General features: G+C 73.9%; 23 protein-coding genes and 1 riboswitch. Of the genes, 15 read left to right on the top strand and 8 right to left on the bottom strand.

The window, feature by feature from the left end; all coding sequences use genetic code 11:
- Window positions 1-20 precede the first annotated feature (20 nt).
- Window positions 21-905, top strand: coding sequence for a succinate--CoA ligase subunit alpha (sucD, locus tag ACIQFX_RS05200; protein ID WP_360800442.1), 885 nt, complete (start codon window positions 21-23; stop codon window positions 903-905).
- Window positions 906-987: 82 nt separating this feature from the next.
- Here the strand turns inward: sucD and ACIQFX_RS05195 are convergent, their stop codons facing one another.
- Window positions 988-2,517 carry a sigma factor-like helix-turn-helix DNA-binding protein gene (locus ACIQFX_RS05195; protein WP_402459077.1) on the bottom strand — a complete coding sequence of 510 codons (1,530 nt, stop codon included), beginning with the start codon at window positions 2,515-2,517 and terminating at the stop codon, window positions 988-990.
- 119 nt (window positions 2,518-2,636) lie between these two features.
- Between ACIQFX_RS05195 and ACIQFX_RS05190 the strand changes: the two genes are divergently transcribed.
- Window positions 2,637-4,112, top strand: a complete 1,476-nt coding sequence (locus ACIQFX_RS05190; RefSeq protein WP_402459075.1) for a DUF6350 family protein — start codon at window positions 2,637-2,639, stop codon at window positions 4,110-4,112.
- Window positions 4,113-4,136: 24 nt separating this feature from the next.
- On the opposite strand, the gene ACIQFX_RS05185 is transcribed toward ACIQFX_RS05190, so the two are convergent.
- The gene (locus tag ACIQFX_RS05185; RefSeq protein ID WP_402459074.1) at window positions 4,137-4,946 is read right to left on the bottom strand and encodes a hypothetical protein; all 810 of its coding nucleotides are present in this window, start codon (window positions 4,944-4,946) and stop codon (window positions 4,137-4,139) included.
- Between the two features lie 252 nt (window positions 4,947-5,198).
- Between ACIQFX_RS05185 and purN the strand changes: the two genes are divergently transcribed.
- The 3 genes from purN (at window position 5,199) to ACIQFX_RS05170 (ending at window position 9,033) form a co-directional block, all read left to right on the top strand.
- Window positions 5,199-5,828, top strand: coding sequence for a phosphoribosylglycinamide formyltransferase (gene purN, locus ACIQFX_RS05180; RefSeq protein WP_376490573.1), 630 nt, complete (start codon window positions 5,199-5,201; stop codon window positions 5,826-5,828).
- Complete coding sequence (purH, locus tag ACIQFX_RS05175) at window positions 5,803-7,368, top strand: bifunctional phosphoribosylaminoimidazolecarboxamide formyltransferase/IMP cyclohydrolase (protein WP_402459072.1); 1,566 nt, start codon at window positions 5,803-5,805, stop codon at window positions 7,366-7,368. The genes purN and purH overlap by 26 nt, the downstream gene beginning before the upstream one ends.
- A gap of 231 nt (window positions 7,369-7,599) precedes the next feature.
- Complete coding sequence (locus tag ACIQFX_RS05170; protein WP_402459577.1) at window positions 7,600-9,033, top strand: DUF2079 domain-containing protein; 1,434 nt, start codon at window positions 7,600-7,602, stop codon at window positions 9,031-9,033.
- 78 nt (window positions 9,034-9,111) lie between these two features.
- Here ACIQFX_RS05170 and ACIQFX_RS05165 read toward each other — a convergent pair whose 3' ends face one another.
- Window positions 9,112-9,831, bottom strand: a complete 720-nt coding sequence (locus tag ACIQFX_RS05165) for an RDD family protein (protein WP_402459071.1) — start codon at window positions 9,829-9,831, stop codon at window positions 9,112-9,114.
- Window positions 9,832-10,081: 250 nt separating this feature from the next.
- Here ACIQFX_RS05165 and ACIQFX_RS05160 point away from each other — a divergent pair, with 250 nt between their 5' ends.
- From ACIQFX_RS05160 to ACIQFX_RS05135, 6 genes are all read left to right on the top strand, one after another.
- Entirely contained in the window at window positions 10,082-10,942 is an 861-nt protein-coding gene (locus ACIQFX_RS05160; RefSeq protein WP_402459069.1) for a bifunctional methylenetetrahydrofolate dehydrogenase/methenyltetrahydrofolate cyclohydrolase, read from the top strand.
- Between the two features lies 1 nt (window position 10,943).
- Window positions 10,944-11,486 carry a DUF3017 domain-containing protein gene (locus tag ACIQFX_RS05155; RefSeq protein WP_402459067.1) on the top strand — a complete coding sequence of 181 codons (543 nt, stop codon included), beginning with the start codon at window positions 10,944-10,946 and terminating at the stop codon, window positions 11,484-11,486.
- 545 nt (window positions 11,487-12,031) lie between these two features.
- Window positions 12,032-13,021: a malate dehydrogenase gene (locus tag ACIQFX_RS05150; protein ID WP_402459065.1), complete on the top strand. Its 990-nt coding sequence runs from the start codon at window positions 12,032-12,034 to the stop codon at window positions 13,019-13,021.
- 346 nt (window positions 13,022-13,367) lie between these two features.
- Window positions 13,368-15,113 (top strand): hypothetical protein, encoded by a 1,746-nt coding sequence (locus ACIQFX_RS05145; RefSeq protein ID WP_402459064.1) that lies wholly within the window; start codon window positions 13,368-13,370, stop codon window positions 15,111-15,113.
- The gene (locus tag ACIQFX_RS05140; RefSeq protein WP_402459062.1) at window positions 15,106-15,486 is read left to right on the top strand and encodes a hypothetical protein; all 381 of its coding nucleotides are present in this window, start codon (window positions 15,106-15,108) and stop codon (window positions 15,484-15,486) included. Before ACIQFX_RS05145 ends, ACIQFX_RS05140 begins: the two co-directional genes overlap by 8 nt.
- Before the next feature lies 1 nt (window position 15,487).
- A complete protein-coding gene (locus tag ACIQFX_RS05135) occupies window positions 15,488-16,567 on the top strand; it encodes a hypothetical protein (RefSeq protein ID WP_402459060.1) in 1,080 nt (359 codons plus the stop codon).
- Between the two features lie 61 nt (window positions 16,568-16,628).
- Here the strand turns inward: ACIQFX_RS05135 and ACIQFX_RS05130 are convergent, their stop codons facing one another.
- A complete protein-coding gene (locus tag ACIQFX_RS05130; protein WP_402459059.1) occupies window positions 16,629-17,381 on the bottom strand; it encodes an isocitrate lyase/phosphoenolpyruvate mutase family protein in 753 nt (250 codons plus the stop codon).
- The gene (locus tag ACIQFX_RS05125) at window positions 17,378-17,908 is read right to left on the bottom strand and encodes a carboxymuconolactone decarboxylase family protein (RefSeq protein WP_402459057.1); all 531 of its coding nucleotides are present in this window, start codon (window positions 17,906-17,908) and stop codon (window positions 17,378-17,380) included. The genes ACIQFX_RS05130 and ACIQFX_RS05125 overlap by 4 nt, the downstream gene beginning before the upstream one ends.
- 47 nt (window positions 17,909-17,955) lie before the next feature.
- Here ACIQFX_RS05125 and ACIQFX_RS05120 point away from each other — a divergent pair, with 47 nt between their 5' ends.
- A complete protein-coding gene (locus ACIQFX_RS05120; protein WP_402459055.1) occupies window positions 17,956-19,458 on the top strand; it encodes a PLP-dependent aminotransferase family protein in 1,503 nt (500 codons plus the stop codon).
- Window positions 19,459-19,531: 73 nt separating this feature from the next.
- Here ACIQFX_RS05120 and ACIQFX_RS05115 read toward each other — a convergent pair whose 3' ends face one another.
- Window positions 19,532-20,404 (bottom strand): hypothetical protein, encoded by an 873-nt coding sequence (locus ACIQFX_RS05115; protein ID WP_402459053.1) that lies wholly within the window; start codon window positions 20,402-20,404, stop codon window positions 19,532-19,534.
- A 115-nt stretch (window positions 20,405-20,519) separates the two neighbouring features.
- Here ACIQFX_RS05115 and ACIQFX_RS05110 point away from each other — a divergent pair, with 115 nt between their 5' ends.
- Together ACIQFX_RS05110 and ACIQFX_RS05105 are read left to right on the top strand one after the other, a co-directional pair.
- The gene (locus tag ACIQFX_RS05110; RefSeq protein ID WP_402459052.1) at window positions 20,520-20,816 is read left to right on the top strand and encodes a hypothetical protein; all 297 of its coding nucleotides are present in this window, start codon (window positions 20,520-20,522) and stop codon (window positions 20,814-20,816) included.
- Between the two features lie 15 nt (window positions 20,817-20,831).
- Window positions 20,832-22,016, top strand: a complete 1,185-nt coding sequence (locus ACIQFX_RS05105; protein ID WP_402459050.1) for a glutathionylspermidine synthase family protein — start codon at window positions 20,832-20,834, stop codon at window positions 22,014-22,016.
- Between the two features lie 23 nt (window positions 22,017-22,039).
- Here ACIQFX_RS05105 and ACIQFX_RS05100 read toward each other — a convergent pair whose 3' ends face one another.
- Together ACIQFX_RS05100 and rocD are read right to left on the bottom strand one after the other, a co-directional pair.
- Window positions 22,040-22,735 (bottom strand): polysaccharide deacetylase family protein, encoded by a 696-nt coding sequence (locus tag ACIQFX_RS05100; protein ID WP_402459049.1) that lies wholly within the window; start codon window positions 22,733-22,735, stop codon window positions 22,040-22,042.
- A 307-nt stretch (window positions 22,736-23,042) separates the two neighbouring features.
- Window positions 23,043-24,248, bottom strand: a complete 1,206-nt coding sequence (gene rocD / locus ACIQFX_RS05095) for an ornithine--oxo-acid transaminase (RefSeq protein WP_402459047.1) — start codon at window positions 24,246-24,248, stop codon at window positions 23,043-23,045.
- A 107-nt stretch (window positions 24,249-24,355) separates the two neighbouring features.
- Window positions 24,356-24,446: riboswitch (ZMP/ZTP riboswitch) on the top strand.
- 64 nt (window positions 24,447-24,510) lie between these two features.
- Here rocD and glyA point away from each other — a divergent pair.
- Window positions 24,511-25,779: a serine hydroxymethyltransferase gene (glyA, locus tag ACIQFX_RS05090; RefSeq protein WP_402459045.1), complete on the top strand. Its 1,269-nt coding sequence runs from the start codon at window positions 24,511-24,513 to the stop codon at window positions 25,777-25,779.
- The last annotated feature ends 76 nt before the right edge of the window (window positions 25,780-25,855 follow it).

Here is a 25,855-nt window from a genome sequence, read left to right as displayed (position 1 = left end):
GGACAGGGGAAACCACAGCCATGGCTATCTTCCTCAACAAGGACAGCAAGGTCATCGTCCAGGGCATGACCGGTGCCACGGGCATGAAGCACACCAAGCTCATGCTGGGTGACGGCACCAACATCGTCGGCGGCGTGAACCCGCGCAAGGCCGGCACCTCCGTCGACTTCGACGGCACCGAGATCCCCGTCTTCGGCACGGTCGCCGAGGCCATGGAGAAGACCGGCGCCAACGTCTCGGTCCTCTTCGTGCCGCCGGCCTTCGCGAAGGCCGCCGTCGTCGAGGCGATCGACGCCGAGATCCCCCTCGCCGTCGTCATCACCGAGGGCATCGCCGTCCACGACTCCGCCGCGTTCTACGCGTACGCCGTGGCGCAGGGCAACAAGACCCGCCTCATCGGCCCGAACTGCCCCGGTCTCATCACCCCGGGCCAGTCCAACGCCGGCATCATCCCGGGCGACATCACGAAGCCGGGCCGCATCGGCCTGGTCTCGAAGTCCGGCACGCTGACGTACCAGATGATGTACGAGCTCCGTGACATCGGCTTCTCCTCCGCCGTCGGCATCGGTGGCGACCCGGTCATCGGCACCACGCACATCGACGCCCTCGCGGCGTTCGAGGCGGACCCCGACACCGACCTGATCGTCATGATCGGCGAGATCGGCGGCGACGCCGAGGAGCGTGCGGCCGACTTCATCAAGGCCAACGTCACCAAGCCGGTCGTCGGCTACGTCGCGGGCTTCACCGCGCCCGAGGGCAAGACCATGGGCCACGCCGGCGCCATCGTCTCCGGCTCCTCCGGCACCGCCCAGGCGAAGAAGGAGGCCCTTGAGGCCGCGGGCGTCAAGGTCGGCAAGACGCCGACCGAGACGGCCAAGCTGGCGCGCGCGATCCTCGCGGGCTGACACCAGCGGTAGCTGTACGAGAGGGCCCCGCCCCCGCCCGGTCACCCGGGCGGAGGCGGGGCCCTCTCGCGTACGGCGGCGGCTACCCGGCCGCCGGGACCAGGCGCTCGGGGCCCGGGTGGGGCCCGGAGCGCAGCGTGTCGCGGAGCTTCAGGTCCTCCGGGCGGAGCTTCTCCGGGCCGCCGCGCACCGGCACCCCGTTGACGGTCTCGCCGGGGGCGTTGACCGGGATGTAGTGGGTCGGCGCGGTCGCCGCGGCGAAGCCGGTGACGACGATGAGGACCGCCGTGACCCCGAGCACGGCCCGGGTCCAGGTGCGGCCGCGCTGCTCGCTCCCCGAACGGATGGTGCGGGCCGCCGGCAGGGTCGCCGTCGGAGCCTCCGCGACCATCCCGCTCAGCCGCCGGTGCAGCGCCTCCGGTTCGGCGAGTTCGGGGATCCGCTGCCCGAGGACGGTGCGGGCGTGCAGCAGCCGGTTGGCGGCGGCGGGGGTGCTCGCCTCGGTCTCGGCGGCCGTCTCGGGCAGGTCGAGGCCGAGCCCGTCGTAGAGCAGGACGGTGCGGCGGTACGGCGGCGGCAGTTCGAGGAGCGCGTCGAGCAGCGCCCGCCGGTTCGCCTCGCTCGGCGGGGCGTCGGGGTGCTTGTGGGCGCGGCGCAGCCGGTGCCAGGGCGAAAGGGCGTACTCGTACGCCGCCGCCCGCACCCAGCCCACCGGGTCGGCGTCGACGGCGACCTCGGGCCAGTGGTCCCAGGCGTGGTGGAAGGCGTGCTCGACGGACTCGCGGGACAGCCGGCGGCGTCCGGTGAGCAGGTACGTCTGGTGGACGAGGCCCGGCGCCGCGTGGGCGTAGAGCGCGTCGAAGGCCTGCTCGGGGGTGAGCCCCGGCACGACGGGGGCCGCCGCCCCGGCCTCCGCGACCCCGGCCGCCGTACCCCCGGCTTCGGCGGTCCCGACCCCTGTGACCTCGGCCCCTGCGACCCCGGTCTCGGCGGTCCCGGCCGCCACCGCCGCCACCGCAGGTTTCAGGCGCTCCTGCGGCCTCGGGTCGGCTCTGCGGGCCGGACCGGGAGCGATCGCCGGCGCCGGGGAGGGGGCTTTCGGCGGCTTGGCGGCCCGCTTCACCGCGGCCTTCGGCCGGACGGCGGCGGACGACGTGCCGAGGGCGATCGGCGGGACGGACGGCGTCGGCGCGGGCGCCGGGCTGCCGGACGGCTTCGACGGGAGCGAGGCGCCCGGCGTGGGTCCCTGCGCGGGCCCCTCCGCGGCGTCCGGCGCGGCACCCGCCGACGTGTCACCCGCCGACGCGGTCGGACGTTCGGGCGCGTCGGCCGGACGTTCGGGCGTTCGGGGTGCACCGGTTTCGTCGTGCGCGCCGGTTTCGTCGTACGCGTCGGTTTCGTCGTACGCGCCGAGCAGCTTCGCGTACGCCTCGCGCTTACGGCCCCGGGGCGTCGAGCGCCCGGTCTCCCAGGCCTTGATCGTGGCCTTCGTGACGCCCATGGCCTCGGCGACCTGCTCCTCGGTGAGGGCGAGGGCCTCGCGCAACCTGCGCCGCTCCTTCGGGGTCGGCAGGGTGGCGGAGGGGGCGGAATCCGCGGTGCTCCGGCTCATCGGTGTCGACCTCCCGCAGAGCGTCTCTGGGCGGAAAAGTACATAAACGTATCTTGAGCGACACAACGGAACTTTGCCTGTTACGTCACGAAAGCGCGTGTCGTTGGCAGCATGACCCCGTGACCCATGTGACCGAGCACCCCCTGGTCCAGGGCGGCCGTTCCGCCGCGCTCGCCACCGCCTGCGTCCGCGGCGGGGTCGCCGCCGGGCTCGGCCTCGGCGGGCTCGCGGTCCTGGTGATCGCCGCCTGGATCGGCTCCCCGTACCCCGACAGCGGACCCGGCGGGGCCATGCACCTGGCCGCCGGGCTCTGGCTGCTCGCCCACGGCGTGGACCTGGTCCGTACGGACACCCTGTCCGGCCTCCCCGCCCCCCTCGGCGTCGCCCCGCTGCTGCTGGTCGCCCTGCCCGTCTGGCTCGTCCACCGGGCCGCCCGCGACACCCTCGACGCGCAGGGCGACGGCGGGCGCCCGCGCCCCTCCCCGGGTGGCGCGGTGGGGGCGGTCGCCGGGGGGTACCTGCTGGTCGCGGCCGCGGTCGTGGTCTACAGCGCGAGCGGCCCGCTGCCCGCCGACCTGATCACGGCCGGGCTCTGGATGCCCGCCGTCGTGGTGGGGGCGGCGGGGGCCGGGGTCTGGACGGCGCTCGGCCGTCCCGTCCCCGGGCAGCGGCAGGCGGCGGCCGCCCTGCGCGCCGCCGGGCTCGGGCTCGTCGCCCTGCTCGGCGGCGGCGCGGTGGCCGCGGCGGTCTCGCTGGCCTGGCACGCGGGCGAGGCCCAGGCCGTTTTCACGGGCCTCGCGGGGGAGTGGTCCGGTCGGGTGACGGTCCTGCTGCTCGTCCTGGCGCTGCTGCCGAACGCGGCCGTCTGGGGGGCCGCGTACGGGCTCGGGCCCGGCTTCACCCTCGGCACGGGCGCGCTCGCGACCCCGCTCGGCCTCGCCGGCGACCCGGCCGTGCCGCCCTTCCCGCTGCTCGCCGCGCTGCCGGACGGCGGGCGCGGCACCTGGGTGCACTGGCTGGCCGCCGCGATCCCGCTGGCCGCCGCCGTGGTCCAGGGCGGTCGCGTGGGCCGCGCGGCGCGGACCTGGGCGGCCCGGGAGGCGGCCCTGACGGCCCTCGGTGCGGCCTGGGTGTGCGGGGCGGCCGTCGCCGTCCTCGCGGCCGCCGCGGGAGGCCCGCTCGGCAGCGGCCGCCTCTCGGCGTTCGGCCCCGTCTGGTGGCAGGCGGGAGCCGCGGCGGTTCTCTGGGGCGTCTGCCTGGGCGTCCCGACGGCGCTGGTGGTACGGGCCTGGGGCCGCCGCGTCCCGCGCCCGAAGCCGGCGCCGGTGTCCACGCCCGCCCGGCCGGTACCCGCCGGCGCCTCCTCCGGCCCCGCACCGCTCCCGCAGTCGGCCGTAGTTCCCGACCGGACGCCCTCCGGCAACCGGTCGGGCGGCGCCGCATCCGCGCCCGTCGCCGACCACCTGGGTGACCTCGACGACCTCGGCTACGAGCCGTACGACTACCTCCCGGCCGCCTGGGAACCCGCCCCGCCGTCGCCGCGCCCGGCCCCGACCCCGCTCCCGGAGGGACCGCCGGAGCAGGACACCCCCTAGGAGCGTCCTTGTCGGTCGCCCGGACTACTCCCGGACGCCGAAGCCCGCGCGCAGCGGCTTGGGCAGGAGGTCGTTGCAGGCGAGTTGGCCCGCGTGGGTGAGGGCGTCGTCGCGGCACTCGTAGAAGTCGCTGTAGACGAGCTGCATGGTGAAGCCGACCGCGACGATCATGAGGGCGACGCTCGACGCGACGAGACCGCTGATCGCGGCCGTCCGCATCGAGCGCAGCGGGGTGGCGGAGGCGCCCAGCCCGGACGGGCGGACCGGCGCGGGGCCCTGGCCCTGACCTTGCGCCTGGCCCTGGCCCAGTGCCTGGCCCTGGTTCTGCGCCTGGGCCTGTCCCGAAGGCTGGGACGCCGACTGTGATGTCGGCGACAGGTCGGCGGGGGGCTTCGGCTTGGAGCGGAGCGAGCTGATCGCCCAGTAGAGGCCGAGGGCGCCGAGCAGCAGCGCCAGCTCCGGGATCTCGAAGATGGCGAAGAAGAAGGCCCACATGCCGGAGAGGATCGCGTACCGCGCCCGCCGCTGAGCCGGGTCCGTCGGGTCCCAGCGGAGCCCCTGGCCCCGCCCGGGTCCGCCCTGGCCGGGTCCGCCCTGGCCGGGTCCGCCCTCCGGCCCGCCCTGGCCGCCGCCCTGCCGCTCGGGTCCCCGGCCGAAGCCGTCGTTCGAGGGGCCCGGTTGGCGCGGGCTCCAGCGGCCGTCGGACGTGTCCGGGGTCCCGGACGCGTCGTCGTCCGAGCCCTCCGGCCGCCGCGGTCGCCACGGCTGGTCCGGCCGGCCCTCGGGCGGCGGTGCGAACGGGTTGTCGTCGTTCGTGGACTGGCGTTCCGGCATCTGCTGAACGTCTTCCCTCTGTCGTCGCGACCACGGCCGCACCCGTGGTCTCCACTGCTGTCTCGTCCGCCGCTGTGCGCTGATCGCCAGGCGTCGGACCCTGACGCTACCGCCCTGCTCCGCCCCCGTCCCGTGGGGGCCGTCCCGTGTGCCGGTATCGTTGCTGACGGTCGAGCCATTCGTAGGGTTCCCCGTATCGAGCGGCACGATTCGTTCGTACGACCGTACAAACACCACGGAAAGAGTGACCCAGTGGCTGCCGCCCGCCTCGTCGTCCTGGTCTCCGGGTCCGGTACCAATCTGCAGGCCCTCCTCGACGCCATCGCCGCCGACCCCGAGGGGTACGGGGCCGAGGTCGTCGCCGTCGGCGCCGACCGCGACGGCATCGCCGGCCTGGAGCGCGCCGAGCGCGCCGGGCTGCCCACCTACGTCTGCCGGGTCAAGGACCACGCCACCCGCGAGGAGTGGGACCGCGCCCTGACCGAGGCCACCGCCGCGTACGAGCCGGACCTCGTCGTGTCGGCCGGCTTCATGAAGATCGTCGGCAAGGAGTTCCTCGCCCGCTTCGACGGCCGCGTGGTCAACACCCACCCGGCCCTGCTGCCCAGTTTTCCCGGTGCCCACGGGGTGCGCGACGCCCTCGCCTACGGCGCGAAGGTCACCGGATGCACCGTCCACTTCGTCGACGACGGTGTCGACACCGGCCCGATCATCGCCCAGGGCGTGGTCGAGGTGCGGGACGAGGACGATGAAGACGCTCTCCACGAGCGCATCAAGGAAGTCGAGCGCTCGCTGCTCGTCGACGTCGTGGGGCGCCTCGCCCGGCACGGCTATCGCATTGAGGGACGAAAGGTTCATGTCGGTGAACACGGACACCGTTAAGCCCATCCGCCGCGCGCTGGTCAGCGTCTACGACAAGACGGGGCTCGAAGAGCTGGCCCGCGGTCTGCACGAGGCCGGTGTCGAGCTCGTCTCCACCGGCTCCACGGCCGGGAAGATCGCCGCCGCGGGCGTGCCGGTCACCAAGGTCGAGGAGCTGACCGGCTTCCCCGAGTGCCTGGACGGCCGCGTCAAGACCCTCCACCCGCGCGTGCACGCCGGCATCCTCGCCGACCTGCGCCTCGAATCGCACCGCGAGCAGCTCGCCGAGCTCGGCGTGGAGCCCTTCGACCTGGTCGTCGTGAACCTCTACCCGTTCCGCGAGACCGTCGCCTCCGGCGCCACCCCGGACGAGTGCGTCGAGCAGATCGACATCGGCGGCCCGTCCATGGTCCGCGCCGCGGCCAAGAACCACCCGTCCGTGGCCATCGTCACCAGCCCCGAGCGGTACGCCGACGTCCTCGCGGCCGTGCAGGCCGGCGGCTTCGACCTGGCCGCCCGCAAGCGGCTCGCCGGCGAGGCCTTCCAGCACACCGCCGCGTACGACGTGGCCGTCGCCTCCTGGTTCGCCGACGACTACGCCGCCGCCGACGACTCCGGCTTCCCGGACTTCCTGGGCGCCACCTACGAGCGCAACAACGTCCTCCGCTACGGCGAGAACCCGCACCAGGGCGCCGCGCTCTACGTCGACGGGACGGGCGGCCTCGCCGAGGCCGAGCAGCTCCACGGCAAGGAGATGTCGTACAACAACTACACGGACACCGACGCCGCGCGCCGGGCCGCGTACGACCACGCCGAGCCCTGCGTCGCGATCATCAAGCACGCCAACCCGTGCGGCATCGCGATCGGCGCCGACGTCGCCGAGGCGCACCGCAAGGCGCACGCCTGCGACCCGCTGTCCGCGTTCGGCGGCGTCATCGCCGTCAACCGCCCGGTCTCCGTCGCGATGGCCGAGCAGGTCGCCGAGATCTTCACCGAGGTCATCGTGGCCCCCGGCTACGAGGACGGGGCCGTCGAGGTCCTCGCCAAGAAGAAGAACATCCGCGTCCTGCGCGCCGAGGGCGCCCCGGCCAACCCGGTCGAGGTCAAGCCGATCGACGGCGGCGCGCTGCTCCAGGTCACCGACCGCCTCCAGGCCGAGGGCGACGACCCGGCGAACTGGACCCTGGCGACCGGTGAGGCCCTGTCCGCCGAGGAGCTCGCCGAGCTGTCCTTCGCCTGGAAGGCCTGCCGCGCGGTCAAGTCCAACGCGATCCTGCTCTCCAAGGACGGCGCCTCGGTCGGCGTCGGCATGGGCCAGGTCAACCGCGTCGACTCCGCGAAGCTGGCCGTCGAGCGCGCGGGCGAGGAGCGGGCGCGCGGCGCCTACGCCGCCTCCGACGCCTTCTTCCCCTTCCCGGACGGCCTGGAGATCCTCACCGCCGCCGGTGTGAAGGCGGTCGTGCAGCCGGGCGGCTCGATGCGCGACGAGCTCGTCGTCGAGGCCGCGAAGAAGGCGGGCGTGACGATGTACTTCACCGGCACGCGCCACTTCTTCCACTGATCCCCGCGACGGGGGCGTACGGGCCGCTCGGTCCGTACGCCCCCGTCCGGCGCTCCGGGCGCCAGGCGGCTCCCTCCGGTCGCGCCGGGCGGGCGCTCCGGTCGCGGCCGGGCGGGGGGCCTCCGGTCACGCCGACGGCCCTCCTTCCGGTCGCGGCGACGAATCCGCCGAACGGGTGGACTCTGGTCTAATGGGTTGCTCTTCTGTCGGCCGCCGGTAGTGGGGGACGTGGTGTTGGACGTACTGAACAGGCCCGCTGCGGATCCCACCGAGGCCGAGCGGTCCGACGGGCTCTCCCCGGCGCCGCTGCGCCCGTACCTGATCCTCGCGGGCGTCCTGTGCGGCCTGTACTTCCTGTACTCCTGGGTGCAGTACGCGCACTTCCGGACGCCCTCCTGGGACCTGGGGATCTTCGGGCAGTCGGTCCGGGCGTACGCCGAGTTCCGCGCCCCGGTCGTCGACATCAAGGGCCCCGGCTTCCACATACTCGGGGACCACTTCAGCCCGGTCACCGCGCTGCTCGCGCCGCTGTACTGGATCTGGCCCTCGCCGGTGTCCCTGCTCTTCGGGCAGGCCGCGCTGTTCGCGGCGTCGGCCGTCGTGGTCGGCCGGACCACCCAGCAGATCCTGGGGAGCCGCGCCGCCGGCATCGGGCTGACCGTCGCGTACGGGCTGTCGTGGGGCCTCCAGGAGGCGGTCAAGTCCGACTTCCACGAGATCGCGTTCGCGGTCCCGATGCTCGCCCTGACCTGCCGGGCCCTGCTCCTGGGCCGCTGGACCGCCGCCGTCGCGTGGTCGGCCCCGCTCGTCCTGGTCAAGGAGGACATGGGGCTCACCGTCACCATGGTCGGCGCGGTGCTCTTCCTGAAGGGGCAGAAGCGGCTGGGAGCCGCTCTGGCCGGTTTCGGCGCGGCGGCCTTCGCGCTCACGGTCCTCGTCCTGATCCCGGCGGCGAGCCGGCTCGGCCAGTACGACTACTGGTCGAAGATCGAGAAGACCGGCGAGGGCACCGAGACCTCGTTCGGGCAGGTCATCGGCGACGCCCTCGCCTCGGGCGAGCGCTGGGAGATGGTCTTCTACCTGCTCGCCGTGACGGGCTTCCTCGCCCTGCGCTCCCCGCTGGTCCTGCTGGTCCTGCCCACCCTCGGCTGGCGGTTCCTCTCCCAGGACGCCAACCACTGGGGCATGCACTGGCACTACAGCGCCATCCTCATGCCGATCGTCTTCCTGGCCCTCGTGGACGCCGTCCGCTCCGTGCGGACCTCGCCGCGGGCCTGGCTCGCCTCGTACGGGAAGGTGGTCGTGCCCGTCGCGACGGCGGTCGCGCTCGTCCTGGCCGCGAACCTGCCGCTGCGGGAGCTGCTGAAGCCGGAGACGTACCGCACGGACACCCGGGCCGAGCAGGCGCGGGCGGCGGTCGACGCGGTCCCGGAGGGGGCCAGCGTGGAGGCCGACGTGTCGCTCCTCGCCCACCTCACGGCGGACCACCGGGTCTACTGGGTGGGCACGTCGAAGGGCGTGAACCCGGACTACCTGGCCTTCGACCTGCGCGGCTGGTCGAGCCAGGTGTCGGACCCGGCGCAGCTGGCTTCGCAACTGCATCCGGAGGCGCGGTACGAGATCACGTACCGCTCGGACGGGTTCGCGGTCCTGAAGCGGGTGTGATCCGCGGGGAACGCCGGAGGGGCCGTCCGGCGGTGTGCCGGACGGCCCCTCTGAGCGGCGGGGAACCCGCCAGGAACGTTACTTCTTGATGACGAGCGTGCCGGCGGCGCGGTCGTGCCAGCCCTGCGTCTTGCCGGTGCTGTCGAAGAAGGGCGACAGGTAGACCAGAAGCTGCCCAATGCCGCAGACGATCGCGCCGGCCATCGGGATGATCCAGCGGATGAAGCCACCGCCGAGACCCGGCTTGCCGCCCGTGTTCTCCTTGACGACGCGGAGGCCGAGCACCATCTTGCCGAGGGTGGCGCCGACGAAGGCGATCATCAGCCACTCGTAGAGCATGGTGGCGATGAACAGCAGGAAGAGCATGCCGAAGAAGGCGGCGAGGATGCCGCCAGCCGCGGCTGCCTGGTCGTTCAGGCAGTTTTGGTAAGCCGAGGACGCCGGGTCCAGGCCGGTGCAGTCGTCGATGGTCTCGGACGCGCCCACCACGCCAGCCAGACCGATCGCCGACAGGACCCAGTACACGAGGCCGATGGCGATGCTGTCGATCAGACGCGCGGCGAACCGCAGACCCATCGAAGCGACCTGCACCGTGCCCAGGCCGTGCAGGCTGATGTAGCCGTTGTTGGCCTGAAGAGTGCCCGGCGCCTGAGGGTACGCGCCCGGCTGCTGCTGCTGCGGGTAGCCGTAGCCGCCCTGCGGCGGGACGCCCTGGGGGGTCTGCTGCGGGTAGCCGTAGCCGGGCTGCTGGCCCTGGCCCTGCTGGCCGTAGGGGTTGTTCGGGTCGCCGAAGCTCATCGCGGTTTCCTCCGTGAATTTTCTCTGTGCGGGGACGACGCGGCCCGCGCGGAGGACTTTCACGGCATTTGAGCGGATTTCCCCCCGGCACTTTCCGCGGTGCTGCGCGGATCATCGTCGTCGCACCGTCGACTTCTTGTCCAGTCGATACGTGGTGGAGTTGTGCAAGTGCAACCTGTCGCTCCGGATGACGGAGTCCTCGGCGGGGGCGAATTGGAACAAGGCGGGGGTCATCCGGGAGGATGTCCGCATGAGCGCCCAGATTCTCGATGGCAAGGCCACCGCAGCCGCGATCAAGTCCGATCTGACCGTCCGTGTGGCGGCCCTCAAGGAGAAGGGCGTCACGCCCGGCCTCGGCACCGTCCTGGTCGGCGACGACCCCGCCAGCCAGAAGTACGTGGCCGGAAAGCACCGCGACTGCGCGCAGGTCGGGCTCGCCTCGATCCAGCGCACGCTGCCCGCCACCGCCACCCAGGAGGAGATCGAGGCGGTCGTACGGGAGCTCAACGAGGACCCGGCCTGCACCGGCTACATCGTCCAGCTCCCGCTGCCCAAGGGCATCGACGAGAACCGCATCCTGGAGCTGATGGACCCGGCCAAGGACGCGGACGGCCTGCACCCGACCAACCTCGGCCGGCTCGTGCTCAACGAGCCCGCCCCCCTGCCCTGCACGCCGAACGGCATCGTCACCCTGCTCCGCGCCCACGGCGTGGAGATCAACGGTGCCGAGGTCGTCGTCGTCGGCCGCGGCGTCACCATCGGGCGCCCGATGCCGCTCATCCTGACCCGCCGCTCCGAGAACGCGACCGTGACCCAGTGCCACACCGGCACCCGGGACCTCTCGGCGCACCTGCGCAACGCCGACATCATCGTCGCGGCGGCCGGCGTCCCGCACCTCATCAAGGCTGAGGACGTGAAGCCGGGCGCCGCCGTCCTCGACGTCGGCGTCTCGCGCAACGGCGAGGGCAAGATCCTCGGTGACGTGGACCCGGGCGTCGCCGAGGTGGCCGCCTGGATCTCCCCGAACCCGGGCGGTGTGGGCCCGATGACCCGCGCGCAGCTCCTCGTCAACGTCGTCGAGGCCGCCGAGCGCGCGGCCGCGGCGCTCTGACGTGACCTCCGGGACCCCGGGGACACCCGGGAACCCGCCCGTCGCGGACGCGGCGACGGACGACGCGGCCGCCACCGGGACCCCGGATCCGGCCGACGACGCGGCCGCCGCCGAGGGCGGTGCCGAGGCCGGACCCCGGCCCGCCCCGTGGAAGCGGCCGGCGCCGACCCTCACCACCGACACCGCGCGGCCCGAGGGCGGCGGCCGGGCGGCGCCGGGCGACGCCCCGGCGCCCGCGCGGCAGTGGCCGCTGCTCACCGTCCTCGCCCTCGCCGGGCTCGGCCTGGTCGTGGTGGGCACGGACCCGTTCCCGCATGCGTTCCGGGTGGGGGCGATGCTGGTCGGGGCGGCGCTCCTGCTGGGCGCCGTGCTGCGCCAGGTGCTGCCGTCGGTCGGCATGCTGGCCGTCCGGTCCCGCTTCACGGATCTGATCACGTACGGGGTGATGGGCGCCCTGATCGTGTTCCTGGCGCTGATGGTGCAGCCGGGGCCCTGGCTGCGGATCCCGTTCCTGGAGGACGTACTGCATCTGACGGTCACGTAGCCCTGACGGTCACGTAGCCCTGACGGTCACGTAGCCCTGGCGGTCACGTAGCCCTGGCGGTCACGTAGCCCTGACGGTCACGTAGCCCTGACGGTCACGTAGCCCTGACGGTCGCGCAGCCCTGACGGTGACGTAGCCCTGACGGTGACGCGGTCCGGACGGGTCGGCCGGTCCTGACGGTCACGCGGTCCTGACGGTCACGCGGTCCGGCGGTGCTCGCGACGGCGCCCGCCCTCTCCCCCGTGGGAGGGCGGGCGCCGTCGCGTTCAAGGGTCATGTACGTGTCACTGCCGGGACAAGATCCGTCGGCCCGCTGTGGCACGGAAGTGACCATTCCGGTACCCGGGGGGCGCACGGACGGGTGGCAGTGAGCCGGACCACAAGGGAGTGGGGGTGCGCAGGCCCCCGGGTCCGATAGCCTGACCGCTGGAAATCTCTTCATGTCGAGACACCGATCGATCAGACCGATCGATCGTCGATCAGGAAGGGACGTTCCAGCATCAGGGGCAGGGACCCCCACCGCCAGCTGTCTTACGGAGATCGCCATGACCCGCACTCCCGTGAATGTCACCGTCACCGGCGCGGCCGGCCAGATCGGCTACGCGCTGCTCTTCCGCATCGCCTCGGGCCACCTGCTCGGCGCGGACGTGCCGGTCAAGCTGCGCCTCCTCGAGATCCCGCAGGGCGTGAAGGCCGCCGAGGGCACCGCCATGGAGCTCGACGACTGCGCGTTCCCGCTGCTCAAGGGCATCGACATCTTCGACAACCCGAACGCGGGCTTCGAGGGCGCCAACATCGGCCTGCTCGTCGGCGCCCGCCCGCGCGGCCCGGGCATGGAGCGCGGCGACCTGCTCGCCGCCAACGGCGGCATCTTCAAGCCGCAGGGCGAGGCCATCGCCGCGCACGCCGCGGACGACGTCAAGATCCTGGTCGTCGGCAACCCGGCCAACACCAACGCCCTGATCGCCCAGTCCGCCGCCAAGGGCGTCCCGGCCGAGCGCTTCACCGCGATGACCCGCCTGGACCACAACCGCGCGCTGACGCAGCTGGCCCAGAAGACCGGCTCCTCGGTCACGGACATCAAGCGCCTCACCATCTGGGGCAACCACTCCGCGACCCAGTACCCGGACATCTTCCACGCGGAGATCGCCGGCAAGAACGCCGCCGAGGTCGTCGGCGACGAGGCGTGGCTGGCCGACACCTTCATCCCGACCGTCGCCAAGCGCGGCGCCGCGATCATCGACGCCCGTGGCGCGTCGTCCGCCGCCTCCGCCGCCAACGCCGCCATCGACCACGTCCACACGTGGGTCAACGGCACCGCCGAGGGCGACTGGACCTCCATGGGCGTCCCGTCCGACGGCTCCTACGGCGTCCCGGAGGGCCTGATCTCCTCCTTCCCCGTCACCTGCAAGGACGGCAAGTACGAGATCGTCCAGGACCTGGAGATCAACGACTTCTCCCGCGCCCGCATCGACGCCTCCGTGGCGGAGCTCTCCGAGGAGCGCGACGCCGTTCGCGAGCTCGGCCTGATCTGAGCCCGGCCTGATCCGAGCCCCGGCCTGATCCGAGCCCCGGCCTGATCCGAGCCCCGGCCTGATCCGAGCCCCGGCCTGATCCGAGCCCCGGCCTGATCCGAGCCTAGGCCTGATCCGAGCCTAGGCCTGATCCGAGCCTAGGCCTGATCCGAGCCGCCCGACCGGGCCCCCGGCCCGCCGGACTCCGGCTCCCCGTACTCGGCGCCCCCGGACCGCACGACCGACCGTGCGGCCCGGGGGCGCCGTTTTCAGCGCCGACACGCCGTCCTGACCTCCCCTATGCTGTCCCACCGGTTCCGGCCGACACGGCCGGGAACAAGGACAGTTCCATGCAAACGGGGGAGTCTTGCCGCAATCTTTCGTGCCCCAGCAGCCGGGACGGCCGCCGGGCGCGCCGCCCGCCGTCGACCCGCGCCGCTTACCCGCCTCCAGCGAGGCGACCCGGCTGCTCTGCGCCGGCACGTACCTCGACGACGGATTCCGTGACGCGGTCATCGACCAGCTGTACGTCCACGAGGAGCGCTTCGCCGCCCCCGCCCTCGGCTACGACGCGAGCCGCGTCCTCGCCCACGCGCTGCGCGCCCGCCGCGTCGAACTCGGCTGGGCCGCCGGCATCATCGCCCTCTGGATCGTCGCGATCCCGCTCACCAAGGGCCTGGCCTCCCTGCTGATCGTGCCGTTCCTCGTGCTCGGCCTCGCCCGCTGGGTCCGCGGCAAGGCGGCCACCGCCCCGGTCTACCGGGTCGTCCCCGCCTTCCTGCTGCGCTGGTACGGGCGGCTCATGCTCCTCCAGTCCGCGCTGTTCCTCCTCTTCCTCGTCATCGGGGACGAGGAGTCCGACGCGGACTTCCTCGGCGACCTCTCCGACACCGGAGACGTCCTCGACCTGGCGGTCGGCCTCGCCGCCCAGGAGATCTGGGGCGTCGGCAAGCTGGAGGCGTGGATCACCCTCGCCGTGCCGCTGCTCGTGGCCTGGGCGGTGGCCACCCAGCGCGGCCAGTTCGCCCGCGCGCTCACCCGCGAGCTCTCCCGGGAGCGCTTCCCCGACCAGCGCACCGACCCGGCCGAACTCGCCGAGGGCGCCCGCTCCCGCCGGCTGCGCGAACGGATCCGGGTCGAGCAGCACGCCCGGCTGATCATGTACGACGCCGACGACCCGTTCTGCGGCGCCGGCGAGCCGTACGAGCCCTGGTCGCTCTCCGTCGAGCTGCGCCCCCGCAAGAACCTCGACGGCAAGGCGCCCGAACCGCTCGACAACAGCGCCATCATGCGCCACGTCGTCCCGCTGGTGGAGGCGCTGCGCGTGCCCTCCCCGCACGGCTCGCCGCAGATCCAGGCCGCCGTACGGGACCGGCTGCGCGAACTGGAGATCGACGAGGTCGTGTTCCTGCCCGTCGACGGGCTGCCGGACCGCGCCTCCGCGCCGTACACCCCGGAGGGCTTCGAGGCGCACCGCTCGGGCGCCATCGAGGAGGGCGGCGAGACCCGCCGGCACTTCCTGCGGATCAGGGTCGGCGGCTGGGGCGAGGAGATCGTCACGACCGTCTTCGTCCGCGTCCACACGCAGGGCGGGATGCTGATGCTGGAGGTCGCCCCGCACGTGCTGCGGCCGGTGAAGCCGCTCTACCGGTACGCCGACCGGGTCGCCCACCGCTACCTGCACAACCACCACTTCGGCAAGGCCGTGTGGGCGCTCGGGCAGACCCCGCGCTCCGCCGGGCGGGCGCTGGTCACCCTCGGGCGCGCGGTCGGCCACCTGTGGCGGGTGCTGACGGCGGGCCACGCCAACGCGCTGCCCGAGGGGCCGTGGGCCTCGGTCCGCGAGCTCGGCTCCGACGACCAGGCCTCCCTCTTCCAGGAGATGGACGTCAGCCGCTATCTGAAGAGCGTGCAGGACCGGGTCGCGAACGGCGTGACGATCGCCCTCCGCGAAGCCGGTTACGAGACCGCCGAGTTCGAGCAGAAGATCGTGCACGTCGCCGAGGGCGGCACATTCATCGAGAACACCCAGGGGAACGTGACCCTCGGCAACCACAACACCGTGACCCACAAGACGTTCACCACTTCGAAGACCGGAGGCGACCGTGGCTGACAGCGACAACTCCCGTGACCGCGGCGGCATTCACGTCACCAACACCGGCGGCAACGTCACCATCGGCGACAACAACACCGTCACCAGCACCGTGAACGGCACCGGCCCGGACCGCGACCCCGGGCAGGAGGCGCTCCTCCAGGCCATCGGCAAGCTCCGCGCCGACCTGGCGGGCGTCGTCCCCTCCGAGCAGACGGCCGCCCTCGACGAGGAACTGTCCGACGCCGAGGACGAGATCGAGGCCACCGGCCGCGCGGGCGCCGGCCGCCTGCGCCGCCTGCGCCAGGCCCTCACGGACGCGGGCGCCGTCACCGGGATCCTCGCCTCGGGCGTCGCCGTCGGCCAGGCCGTCGGCACCCTGCTCGGTGGGTGAGATGAGCGGCCACGGGGGCGGGGCCCGCTGGAACGACGAGACGCAGAGCTGGGAGCGCGGACCGGTCTCACCGCCGACCGGGCCCCCGGACCCCGGCGCGGCCCCGCACGGAGGCGGGCACGGAGGCGCGTACGGAGCCGGGTACGGAGCCGGGTACGGAGCCGCGCACGGCCCCGTCGTGCCGCCTCCGCCGCCCGACCGTGCCCCGGAGTACGGCCCCGGCACCACGCCCGAGTACGGCCCCGGCGTGGCCCCGGAGTACGGCCCCGGCACCACACCGGGGTACGGCCCCGGCGCCTCGCCGGGATACGGCCCGGGACACGCGCCGCAGTACGACCCCGAGACGGGCGGCTGGCAGTACCCGGTGGCCGGCACCGTCGCGGCGGACCGGCCGCGCTCGCGGACGGCGCTCGCGGCCGGGGTGGCCGTGGCCGTCCTGGCCGCCGGGTCCGTGGGCGGCTGGCTGGTCTGGGGCCGGGACGACGCGGGGACCCCGGCGGCGGGCGGCCCGGAGGTCTCCGTCTCCGTCTCGGTCCCGGTGGACAGCGGCGAGACCACCACGGAGCCGACGACCGGCAGCACCGCGTCGGACTCGCCGCCCGGCACGTCGTCGGCCCCGGCCGACGACGTGCCGCCGCCCGGCTACAGCGAGCAGCAGGACCTCAAGGGCTTCACCATCGCCGTCCCCGAGGGCTGGGACCGCACCGAGTCCGACCAGGGCGTCTTCTTCAACGCGCCGGACCGCCGGAGCCTGATCCAGGTCTTCGTCGTCCAGGACGAGGACATGACGCCGTACGACGCCCTGCGGGGAGCCTCCGACGACGGCCGTGCCAACAAGCCCGGCTACCAGGAGATCAGCCTCGAACGGGTCACCGGCGAACCGGGCGCCCCGTCCGACGCCGCCGAGCTGGTGTACGCCTACGACCGCGACGGCGGCCGCCGCAAGGTCGTCGACCGGGCCTTCACCGCCGCGGACGGCACGCACTACGCGATCCTGGCCGCCGGCCCGGAGTCCGACTGGCCGAAGCAGCGGGAGCGGCTCGGCGTGGCCCTGAAGTTCTTCCGCCCGGGCGCGTACTGACGGGCGGGACACCCTGCCGGGTGTCCCGCCCTCTGGGCGCAGCTCTCGGGGCGTCCGCCGGTCAGGCCCCGAGCGTCCCGCCGTCGCGGAGCTTCCCCGCGAGGGCGGCGAGGTCGTCGAGCGCCCGTAGGAGCAGGCCGTCGCCGAAGGTGATCCGGGTCGCGCCGAGCGCGCCGAGCTCGGCGAAGGACGGGCCGCCGGGGACGGCCAGGACGTTGAGCGGGAGGTCGCCGAGGGCGCCGCGCAGGAACGGGAGGTCCGCGGGCGGCGCCGCGATCGGGTAGACGCAGTCCGCGCCCGCCGCCGCGTAGAGCCGGGCGCGGGCCACCGCGGCCTCCGCCGGTTCGGGGACCCGGCGGATGTACACGTCCACGCGCGCGTTGACGAACAGCTCGGGGCCGGCCGCGGCCCGCACCTCCGCGAGCCACTCCGCGTGGACCTCGGGGTCCCTGAGCGCGCGGTCGGGGCCGGTGTCCTCCAGGTTGACGCCGACGGCGCCGGACTCCCGTACGCGTTCCACCAGTTCGGCCGCCGGAAGGCCGTAGCCGCCCTCCAGGTCGGCCGTGACGGGCACGGAGACCGCGCGGGCGATCCGGGCCACGGCGGCGAACATCTCCGCCGCCGGCGTCGCCCCGTCCTCGTGGCCGAGGGAGGCGGCGATCCCGGCGCTCGGCGTGGCGAGGGCCGGGAAGCCGGCGGCCTCGAAGACGCGGGCACCCGCCGCGTCCCAGGGGCCGGGCAGCACCAGCGGGTCGTCCGCGGCGCGTCCCCGGTGGAGGGCGCGCAGGGCCGCGGCCTTCGGGTCGGCGCTCACGCGGAGCGCGGGGTGTAGTGGCCGGGCGTCAGCCGGGTGGTGACGCCGATCCGGTTCCAGGCGTTGATCGTGGTGATCGCCGCGACGATCCGGGCGAGTTCGGTCTCGTCGAAGTGCGCGGCGGCCCGCGCGTACACCTCGTCGGGCACGAAGCCGTCGGTGAGGACGGTGACGGACTCGGTCAGCGCGAGGGCCGCGAGCTCCCGCTCGGTGTAGAAGTGCCGGGACTCCTCCCAGGCGGACAGCTGCACGATCCGCTCGACGGTCTCGCCCTCCGCGAGCGCGTCCCTGGTGTGCATGTCGATGCAGAACGCGCAGCGGTTGACCTGCGAGGCCCTGATCTTGATCAGGTGGTACAGGGTCGGGTCGACGCCCTTCGCCGCGGCGGTCTCGAGGCGGACCATCGCCCGGTAGAAGTCGGGGAGCAGCTCGGCCAGGGCGAGGCGGGGGGCGTGTGCGTGGGCGAGTTCACGGGTGGGGGCGGCGGGCTCGGCCGGGGGCGCGGTCCGCGGGGTCGTGGTCGTCATACCGATCACCGTACGAGCCCTGTGGCACACGGGTATGGTCCATTTCCATGGCGAACGAGTGGGCCACTTTCGGGTCCGACCTCCATCTGGAGCTGCGCGGTCCACGACTGCGCGCCGGCCTCATGGAGGCCCTGCGGGAGGCCGTGCGCAGCGGGCGCCTGGAGGCGGGCACCCGGCTGCCGTCCTCCCGGACGCTCGCCGCCGACCTCGGCATGGCCCGCAACACCGTCGCCGACGCCTACGCGGAACTCGTCGCCGAGGGCTGGCTGACGGCCCGGCAGGGCTCCGGCACCCGCGTCGCCAAGCGGGCGGCCCCCCGCCGGACCCCCGCCCCGGCCCCCGGGCCCGCGTCCCGCGCCACCAGGGCCCCCGCCCCGGCCCCCGGGCCCGCGTCCCGTACCGCCCCGCCGTCTGTCGTGCGCCGGACCACCCCGCCGCCGGCCGGCCGGCGCCCCGGCGGCCCGGCGCACGACCTGAAGGCGGGCACCCCCGACCTCGCCGCCTTCCCGCGCGCCGAATGGCTCAAGGCGTACCGGCGGGCGCTCACCGCTGCGCCCAACGAGGCCTTCGGCTACGGCGATCCGCGCGGCCGGATCGAACTCCGCACCGCGCTGGCCGAGTACCTCTCCCGTGCCCGGGGCGTCCACGCCCGGCCCGAACGGATCATGATCTGCTCGGGGTTCGTGCACGGTCTGATGCTGATGAGCGAGGTGCTGCGGGCGCGCGGGGTGCGGGACGTCGCGGTCGAGTCGTACGGACTCGACATCCACGCGGACCTCCTCGACCGCGCCGGGCTCGGGATTCCGCCGCTGCCGCACGACGAACGGGGCACCCGGGTAGAGGAGTTGACCGAGGAGGGATTCGGCGCCGCCGGCGCCGTCCTCATGACGGCCGCCCACCAGTTCCCGCTGGGCGGCGCCCTGCCGCCGGACCGGCGCGCCGCCGTCGTCGACTGGGCGCGCGCCTCGGGCGGCTTCGTCCTGGAGGACGACTACGACGGGGAGTTCCGCTACGACCGGCAGCCGGTGGGCGCGCTCCAGGGCCTCGACCCCGACCGCGTCGTCTACCTCGGCACCGCGAGCAAGTCCCTCGCGCCCGGCCTGCGCCTCGCCTGGATGGTGGTGCCGGAGGAGCTCATGGCCGAGGTGACGGCCGCGAAGGGGGCCGTGGACTGGGTGTCGAGCGCGCCGGACCAGCTGGCGTTCGCGGAGTTCCTCGGCTCGGGGGCGTACGACCGGCACGTGCGGGCGAGCCGGCTGCGCTACCGGCGCCGCCGCGACCAGCTGGTGGCGGCCGTGGCCGCGCACTCGCCCGAGACCCGGGTCAGCGGCATCGCGGCCGGGCTGCACGCGGTCCTGGCGCTCCCGCCCGGCACCGAGCAGGAGGTCGTGCGCGCCGCCGCCTGGCACGGCCTCGCCGTCCAGGGAGTCAACCAGTTCCGCCGCCCCGCCGTGCCCCCCACCCTCGACGGCCTCGTCGTCGGCTACGCCACGCCTTCCGACAGCGGCTGGCAGGGCGCCCTGCGCGCCCTGTGCCGGGTCCTGCCCTGACCGGCCGAGGGGGCGGCGGTTCGAGGGCTCGGCGGCCCGGGAGGCCGGCCGGCGGTCCGGCGCGCGTCGGCGGTCAAGGCATGCCCGGGTTCCGCCCCGGAGCCGCCTCCGCGTCCTGCCGCCGCCCCGGGACCGGTTCCGGAGCGGGCGGCTCGCCGAAGCGGGCCAGGGTGAGGGAGCCGGCTACGGCGATGGCGAAGCCGGTGACGGCGAGCCAGCCGAGGCCTTCGCGGGTGCGGTCGCCGAGCCAGACGACGCCGACGATCGCGGGGCCGATGGTCTCGCCGAGCACGGCCCCGGCCGTCGCCGTGGTGACGGAGCCGCGCTGGAGGGCGGAGGTGAGCAGGAGGAACGCGGCGCCGCCGCCGACGAGGAGCGCGTACCAGACGGGGTCGGCGAAGTCGATGCCGTCGATGAGCCGGACCGCCACCTCGACCACGCCGAAGCCGAAGCCGGCGCCCAGGCCGAGGACGAGCGCCCGGGACCGCTGCGGCAGCCGGCCCGCCACGGCGCCGAGCAGCAGCACCCCGAACGAGACCGCGAGCAGCGCCCAGCGCAGTGCCTCCGAGCCGTCCTCGTGGCCCTCCTCGCCGGACGCGAGGGCCAGCATCGCGAGTCCCAGGCAGACCACGGCCACGGCCACCCACTCCACGCGCTTGAGCCGCACCCGCAGCACCCGCGAGGCGATGACCGCCGTCACCGCCAGGCTCGCGGCGAGGGCCGCGCCGACCACGTAGATGGGCAGCGTCCGCAGCGCCACGATCTGCAGGGCGAACCCCAGGCCGTCCAGGCCGAGACCGGCGAGATAACGCCACTGCCGCAGGGCCCGCCACATCAGCGCGACGTCGACCCCGCTGCCCGTCCCCGGCTCCGCGGCACGCGCCGCCATCGCCTGGAACACCGAGGCCGCGCCGAAGCAGACGGACGAGGCCAGCGCACAAATCATCCCGAGAAGCACGAAAAGACTCTATGGGTTGAGGCCGGAAATCATCGGCCTACACTGTGCGGTCGCGACGGACGCGACCGCGACGGACGCGACCGCGAAGGGGAGGGCGACGGACATGCGCAGGCTCAGGTCGAGCACGGTGGTGCTCGGTGGGATGGGTGTGCTCGCGGCGACGATCACCGCGTGCGGCTCGGATCCGGACAGGCGGTGCGTGGACCCGCTGACCCGGGAGGAGCTGCCCAGCTACCAGTGTCAGAGTGGCGGCGGTGACGACGACGGCAGCAGCGGCACCCACCGCGGCGCGTACTACTACGGCGGCTCGGTCAACGACCGGAAGGTGAGCGGCGGCAGCTTCGACAAGACCGCCGTCGACACCGGCGGCTTCGGCTGCTCCGGCACCGGCGGCGGCTGAGGCGGACGCGACACCATGGAACGGCACACCATCGAGCCCCGCCCCGACTGGCAGCGGACGGTCGAGGAGCAGGGGCTCGTCTACCCCCTGACCCGCTACCCGGACGGCTCGCTGCGCCCGTACTGGGACGAGAGCGCGTACTACTCCTTCACGCTGCCCGAGGTCGAGGCCCTGGAGGAGGTCGTCGAGGAGCTGCACGCGATGTGCCTGGCGGCGGCCGCGCACATCGTCGAGCGGGACCGGTTCGCGGAGCTCGGCATCACCGATCCGAAGCTGGCGGGCCTGGTCGCCGAGTCGTGGCGTCGGCGTGCCGAACTGCCGTCGCTCTACGGGCGGTTCGACCTGCGCTACGACGGCACGGGCCCGGCGAAGATGCTGGAGTACAACGCCGACACCCCCACCTCGCTCGTGGAGGCCGCCAGCCCGCAGTGGTTCTGGATGGAGGAACGATTCCCCGGCGCCGACCAGTGGAACTCCCTCCACGAACGGCTCGTCGACGCCTGGAAGCGGCAGGCCCACCTGCTGCCGCCCGGCCCCCTCCACTTCGCCCACTCGGACGGCGACGAGCTCGGCGAGGACCTGATGACGGTCGCGTACCTGCGCGAGACCGCCCAGCAGGCCGGGCTCGACACCGAGGCGCTCTCGGTCGAGCGGATCGGCTGGGACCGGCTCTCGCGCCGCTTCGTGGACGACCGGCTCCGGTTCATCCGCAGCTGCTTCAAGCTCTACCCGTGGGAGTGGCTGACCACCGACCGCTTCGGCCGGCATGTCCTCGACACCCTCGACAACGGCGGCGGGACCGGCACCACCTGCTGGATCGAACCCGCCTGGAAGATGCTGCTCTCCAACAAGGCACTGCTCGCGATCCTGTGGGAGCTGTACCCCGGCCACCCCAACCTGCTCCCCGCCTACCTCGACGGTCCGCGCGAACTCGCCGCCACCACCGGCTGGGTCGCCAAGCCGCTGCTCGGCCGGGAAGGGGCGGGCGTCACCCTGCACGAGGCCGGCACGGAGCCGTTCGTACGGGACGGGGAGGCCTGCTGCTACCAGGAACTGGCCCCGCTGCCCGACTTCGACGGCAACCGGGTGGTGCTCGGCGCGTGGGTCGTCGAGGACGAGGCGGCGGGTCTCGGGATACGGGAGTCGGCGGGGCCCGTCACCGACGAGTACGCCCGCTTCCTCCCGCACGTGATCCTCTGAGGCGCGGCCCTGCTCGGGGGCCCTTACTCGGGGACGTACTCCCTGAGCGGCGCGGGCTTCAGACCGGCCGCCTCGGCGAGGTCGAGGGCCCGCCGCAGGTCCTGCTCCACCGTCTCGTTGAAGTGCAGCAGGATGATGTCGCCCGCCTTGAGCCGCGGCGCCGGCGGGGTCCACTGACCCCAGGTCGTCAGGTCGTGCGTCCAGGTCACCAGCGCCTTCGCGCCGCACGCGCGGGCCGTGGTCCGGGTCGTCGCGTCGTACGTGCCGTACGGCGGGCGCAGCAGGCGCGGCCCGTCGCCGAACTCGGCGAGGTGCCGGTCGCGGGCCCCGCAGACCTGCGCCCGCTGCCCGGCGGCGTCGAGGGTGGTCAGGTCCGGGTGGTCGACGCTGTGGTTCTCGACGCGGGAGCGGCCCTGGTCGAGCAGCGTGTGGAAGTAGCCGGAGTCGTACGAGTAGGCGCCGGGGAGCAGGAAGAGCGATGCGGGCACCCGGCGGTCGAGCAGCAGCCTCGCCGCCGCCGGGTCGTGGTTCCAGCCGTCGTCGATGGTGATGAAGACGACCGGGTCGGTGGTCTCCACGTGGGAGACCACCGGGACGGGCTCGGGCCAGGCCGCCCGGGGGGCGGCGTGCGCGGGCCCCGTGACCGCGCCGAGGAGCGCGAGCGGGACGAGGGCGGCGAGCGCGGCACGCACGGCGTGACGCAGACGGAGTCTCGACATGGCCGCATCATTGGCCTAGACCAACTGTCGTGTCAATGGCCCGAGTTGCCCCGTCCGCGCCCCGTCCCCGCCCTGCCGGAGCGTCCCGTCCCCGCCCTGCCCGAGCGCCCGTCCCCGCCCTGCCCGAGCGCCTGCCGACGCGCCGCACGAGCGCCCGCCGACGCCCTGCCCGGAACCTGCCGGAGCCCGGCCCGAGCCCCTGCCGGAGCCCGGCCCGAGCTCCGTCGGCGCGTCGACCCGGACCCAGTCGGCGCGTGCGCGCGAGTGCCGCGCGCCCGTGCCGACCGCCGCCCTCGACCGGACGCCGTCACTCCGAGAGGACGGCCCTCAACTGTTCGAGACCCCAGTCCAGGTCCTCCTTCGAGATCACCAGTGGCGGCGCGATCCGGATCGTCGAACCGTGGGTGTCCTTCACCAGCACCCCGCGCTCCATCAGCCGCTCCGAGATCTCCCGGCCGGTGCCCCGCGACGGTGCGATGTCCACCCCGGCCCACAGGCCCCGCCCGCGCACCGCCTCCACCGCGCCACCGCCGACGAGCAGCCCCAGCTCGGCGTGGAGGTGCTCGCCCAGCTCCGCCGCCCGCTCCTGGTACTCGCCCGTCCGCAGCATCGCGATCACCTCCAGGGCCACCGCGCAGGCCAGCGGGTTCCCGCCGAACGTCGAGCCGTGCTCACCCGGCCGGAACACGTCGAGCACGTCACGGTCGGCGACCACCGCCGACACCGGCACCACCCCGCCGCCCAGCGCCTTCCCCAGGACGTACACGTCGGGGACCACGCCCTCGTGCTCGCACGCGAACGTCCGCCCCGTCCGGCCCAGGCCCGACTGGATCTCGTCCGCCATGAACAGCACGTTCCGCCGGCGCGTCAGCTCCCGCACCCCCGCCAGGTAGCCGGCCGGCGGGACGAGCACCCCCGCCTCGCCCTGGATCGGCTCCAGCAGCACCGCCACCGTGTTCTCCGTGACGGCCGCCTCCAGGGCCGTCAGGTCCCCGTACGGCACGATCTCGAACCCCGGCGTGTACGGGCCGAAGTGGTCCCGTGCCTCGTGGTCCGTGGAGAAGCTGACGATCGTCGTCGTCCGGCCGTGGAAGTTGTTCCCCGCGACCACGATCTTCGCGTGCCCGTCCGGCACGCCCTTCACCTCGTAGCCCCACTTCCGGGCGGTCTTCACGGCCGTCTCGACCGCCTCCGCCCCCGTGTTCATCGGCAGCACCGCCTCCTTGCCGCACAGCTCCGCGAGCTGCCCGCAGAAGTCGGCGAAGCGGTCGTGGTGGAACGCCCGGGACGTCAGCGTCACCCGCTCCAGCTGCGCCTTCGCGGCGTCGATCAGACGCCGGTTGCCGTGCCCGAAGTTGAGCGCCGAGTACCCGGCGAGCATGTCGAGATAGCGACGGCCCTCGACGTCGGTCATCCAGGCGCCGTCCGCCGAGGCGACGACGACCGGAAGGGGGTGGTAATTGTGCGCGCTGTGCGCGTCCGCGGCAGCGATCGCGTCTTCTGTCCTCGACACGGGATCTCCGTTCGTCCTGCGGCTCGGGGGTACGTGTGGCCCCTTTCTTATCGTCGCTCGGATGCCGGACAGGGAAACCTCGACGACGGCGCGCCCGCTACTGTGGAAACACGCGCGGCGACTGGCGTACGGGGAAGCGACCCCGGGGGAGCCGCGCGCGCTCCACCACACGAGGTGCCGCTCGCCTGGGCATCACGGGCCCCAGGTCCCGTGCGCACCTCAGCCCCGGGACCGTTCCGCCGAACGCCCGGAGGACACCACCATGACCACCCCGCAGCACCACCCCGCCCTCGCCGCCGCCGACCCCGAACTCGCCGCCCTCGTCGGCGCCGAGGAACGGCTCCAGGGCGAGACCCTGCGCCTCATCCCCAGCGAGAACTACGTCTCCGCCGCCGTGCTCGAAGCCTCCGGCACCGTCCTCCAGAACAAGTACAGCGAGGGCTACCCGGGGCGCCGCTACTACGAGGGCCAGCAGAACATCGACCAGGTCGAGACCCTCGCCGTCGAGCGCGCCAAGGCCCTCTTCGGCGTCGACCACGCCAACGTCCAGCCCTACTCCGGCTCCCCGGCCAACCTCGCCGTCCACCTCGCCTTCGCCCAGCCCGGCGACACCGTCATGGGCATGGCCCTGCCGATGGGCGGCCACCTCACCCACGGCTGGGGCGTCTCCGCCACCGGCACCTGGTTCCGCGGCGTCCAGTACGGCGTGCGCCACGACACCGGCCTGATCGACTTCGACGAGGTCCGCGAACTGGCCCTCAAGGAACGCCCGAAGGTCATCTTCTGCGGCGGCACCGCGCTGCCGCGCACCATCGACTTCGCCGCCTTCGGCGAGATCGCCCGCGAGGCCGGCGCCGTGCTCGTCGCCGACATCGCCCACATCGCCGGCCTCGTCGCGGGCGGCGCCCACCCGTCCCCGGTCGGGCACGTGGACGTCGTCTCCACGACCACCCACAAGACCCTCCGCGGCCCGCGCGGCGCCATGCTCATGTCCCGCGAGGAGCACGCCAAGGCGCTCGACAAGGCCGTCTTCCCCGGCCTCCAGGGCGGCCCCCACAACCAGACCACCGCGGCCATCGCCGTCGCCCTGCGCGAGGCGTCCCAGCCCTCCTTCCGCGACTACGCCCACGCCGTCGTCGCCAACGCCAAGGTCCTCGCCGAGGCGCTCCTCGCGCGCGGCTTCGACCTGGTCTCCGGCGGCACCGACAACCACCTGATCCTGATGGACCTCACGCCCAAGCAGGTCCCCGGCAAGATCGCCGCGAAGGCCCTCGACCGGGCGGGCATCGTCGTCAACTACAACACCGTCCCCTACGACACCCGGAAGCCCTTCGACCCCTCCGGCATCCGCATCGGCACCCCCTCCCTCACCTCCCGCGGTCTCGGCACCGAGCACATGGCCCAGGTCGCCGAGTGGATCGACCGGGCCGTCACCGCCGCCGGCGCGGGCGACGAGGACACGCTCCTCGCCGTCCGCGCCCAGGTCTCCGACCTGATGGCCGCCCACCCGGCCCCGGGCCTCCCGGCCTGACCCACGACGGGCCCGGCAGCCTGGCAGCCCTGCGGCCCGGCATTCCTGCGGCCCGTCAGCCCGTCAGCCCGTCAGC

Origin of the sequence: Streptomyces sp. NPDC093089 (genome assembly GCF_044754405.1) — a bacterium.
Lineage (GTDB): Bacteria > Actinomycetota > Actinomycetes > Streptomycetales > Streptomycetaceae > Streptomyces.
The sequence above is the reverse complement of the archived record's forward strand: the minus strand, read 5'-3'. Positions and strand labels throughout refer to the sequence as shown.

Coding starts and splice junctions, on each gene's coding strand:
- ACIQFX_RS05135 (WP_402459060.1), top strand. CDS start 15,488: ATGAGCGGCCACGGGGGCGGGGCCCGCTGGAACGACGAGACGCAGAGC.
- ACIQFX_RS05185 (WP_402459074.1), bottom strand. CDS start 4,946: ATGCCGGAACGCCAGTCCACGAACGACGACAACCCGTTCGCACCGCCG.
- ACIQFX_RS05125 (WP_402459057.1), bottom strand. CDS start 17,908: ATGACGACCACGACCCCGCGGACCGCGCCCCCGGCCGAGCCCGCCGCC.
- sucD (WP_360800442.1), top strand. CDS start 21: ATGGCTATCTTCCTCAACAAGGACAGCAAGGTCATCGTCCAGGGCATG.
- ACIQFX_RS05105 (WP_402459050.1), top strand. CDS start 20,832: ATGGAACGGCACACCATCGAGCCCCGCCCCGACTGGCAGCGGACGGTC.
- glyA (WP_402459045.1), top strand. CDS start 24,511: ATGACCACCCCGCAGCACCACCCCGCCCTCGCCGCCGCCGACCCCGAA.
- ACIQFX_RS05195 (WP_402459077.1), bottom strand. CDS start 2,517: ATGAGCCGGAGCACCGCGGATTCCGCCCCCTCCGCCACCCTGCCGACC.
- ACIQFX_RS05110 (WP_402459052.1), top strand. CDS start 20,520: ATGCGCAGGCTCAGGTCGAGCACGGTGGTGCTCGGTGGGATGGGTGTG.
- ACIQFX_RS05150 (WP_402459065.1), top strand. CDS start 12,032: ATGACCCGCACTCCCGTGAATGTCACCGTCACCGGCGCGGCCGGCCAG.
- ACIQFX_RS05160 (WP_402459069.1), top strand. CDS start 10,082: ATGAGCGCCCAGATTCTCGATGGCAAGGCCACCGCAGCCGCGATCAAG.
- ACIQFX_RS05120 (WP_402459055.1), top strand. CDS start 17,956: ATGGCGAACGAGTGGGCCACTTTCGGGTCCGACCTCCATCTGGAGCTG.
- ACIQFX_RS05115 (WP_402459053.1), bottom strand. CDS start 20,404: ATGATTTGTGCGCTGGCCTCGTCCGTCTGCTTCGGCGCGGCCTCGGTG.
- ACIQFX_RS05100 (WP_402459049.1), bottom strand. CDS start 22,735: ATGTCGAGACTCCGTCTGCGTCACGCCGTGCGTGCCGCGCTCGCCGCC.
- ACIQFX_RS05165 (WP_402459071.1), bottom strand. CDS start 9,831: ATGAGCTTCGGCGACCCGAACAACCCCTACGGCCAGCAGGGCCAGGGC.
- purH (WP_402459072.1), top strand. CDS start 5,803: ATGTCGGTGAACACGGACACCGTTAAGCCCATCCGCCGCGCGCTGGTC.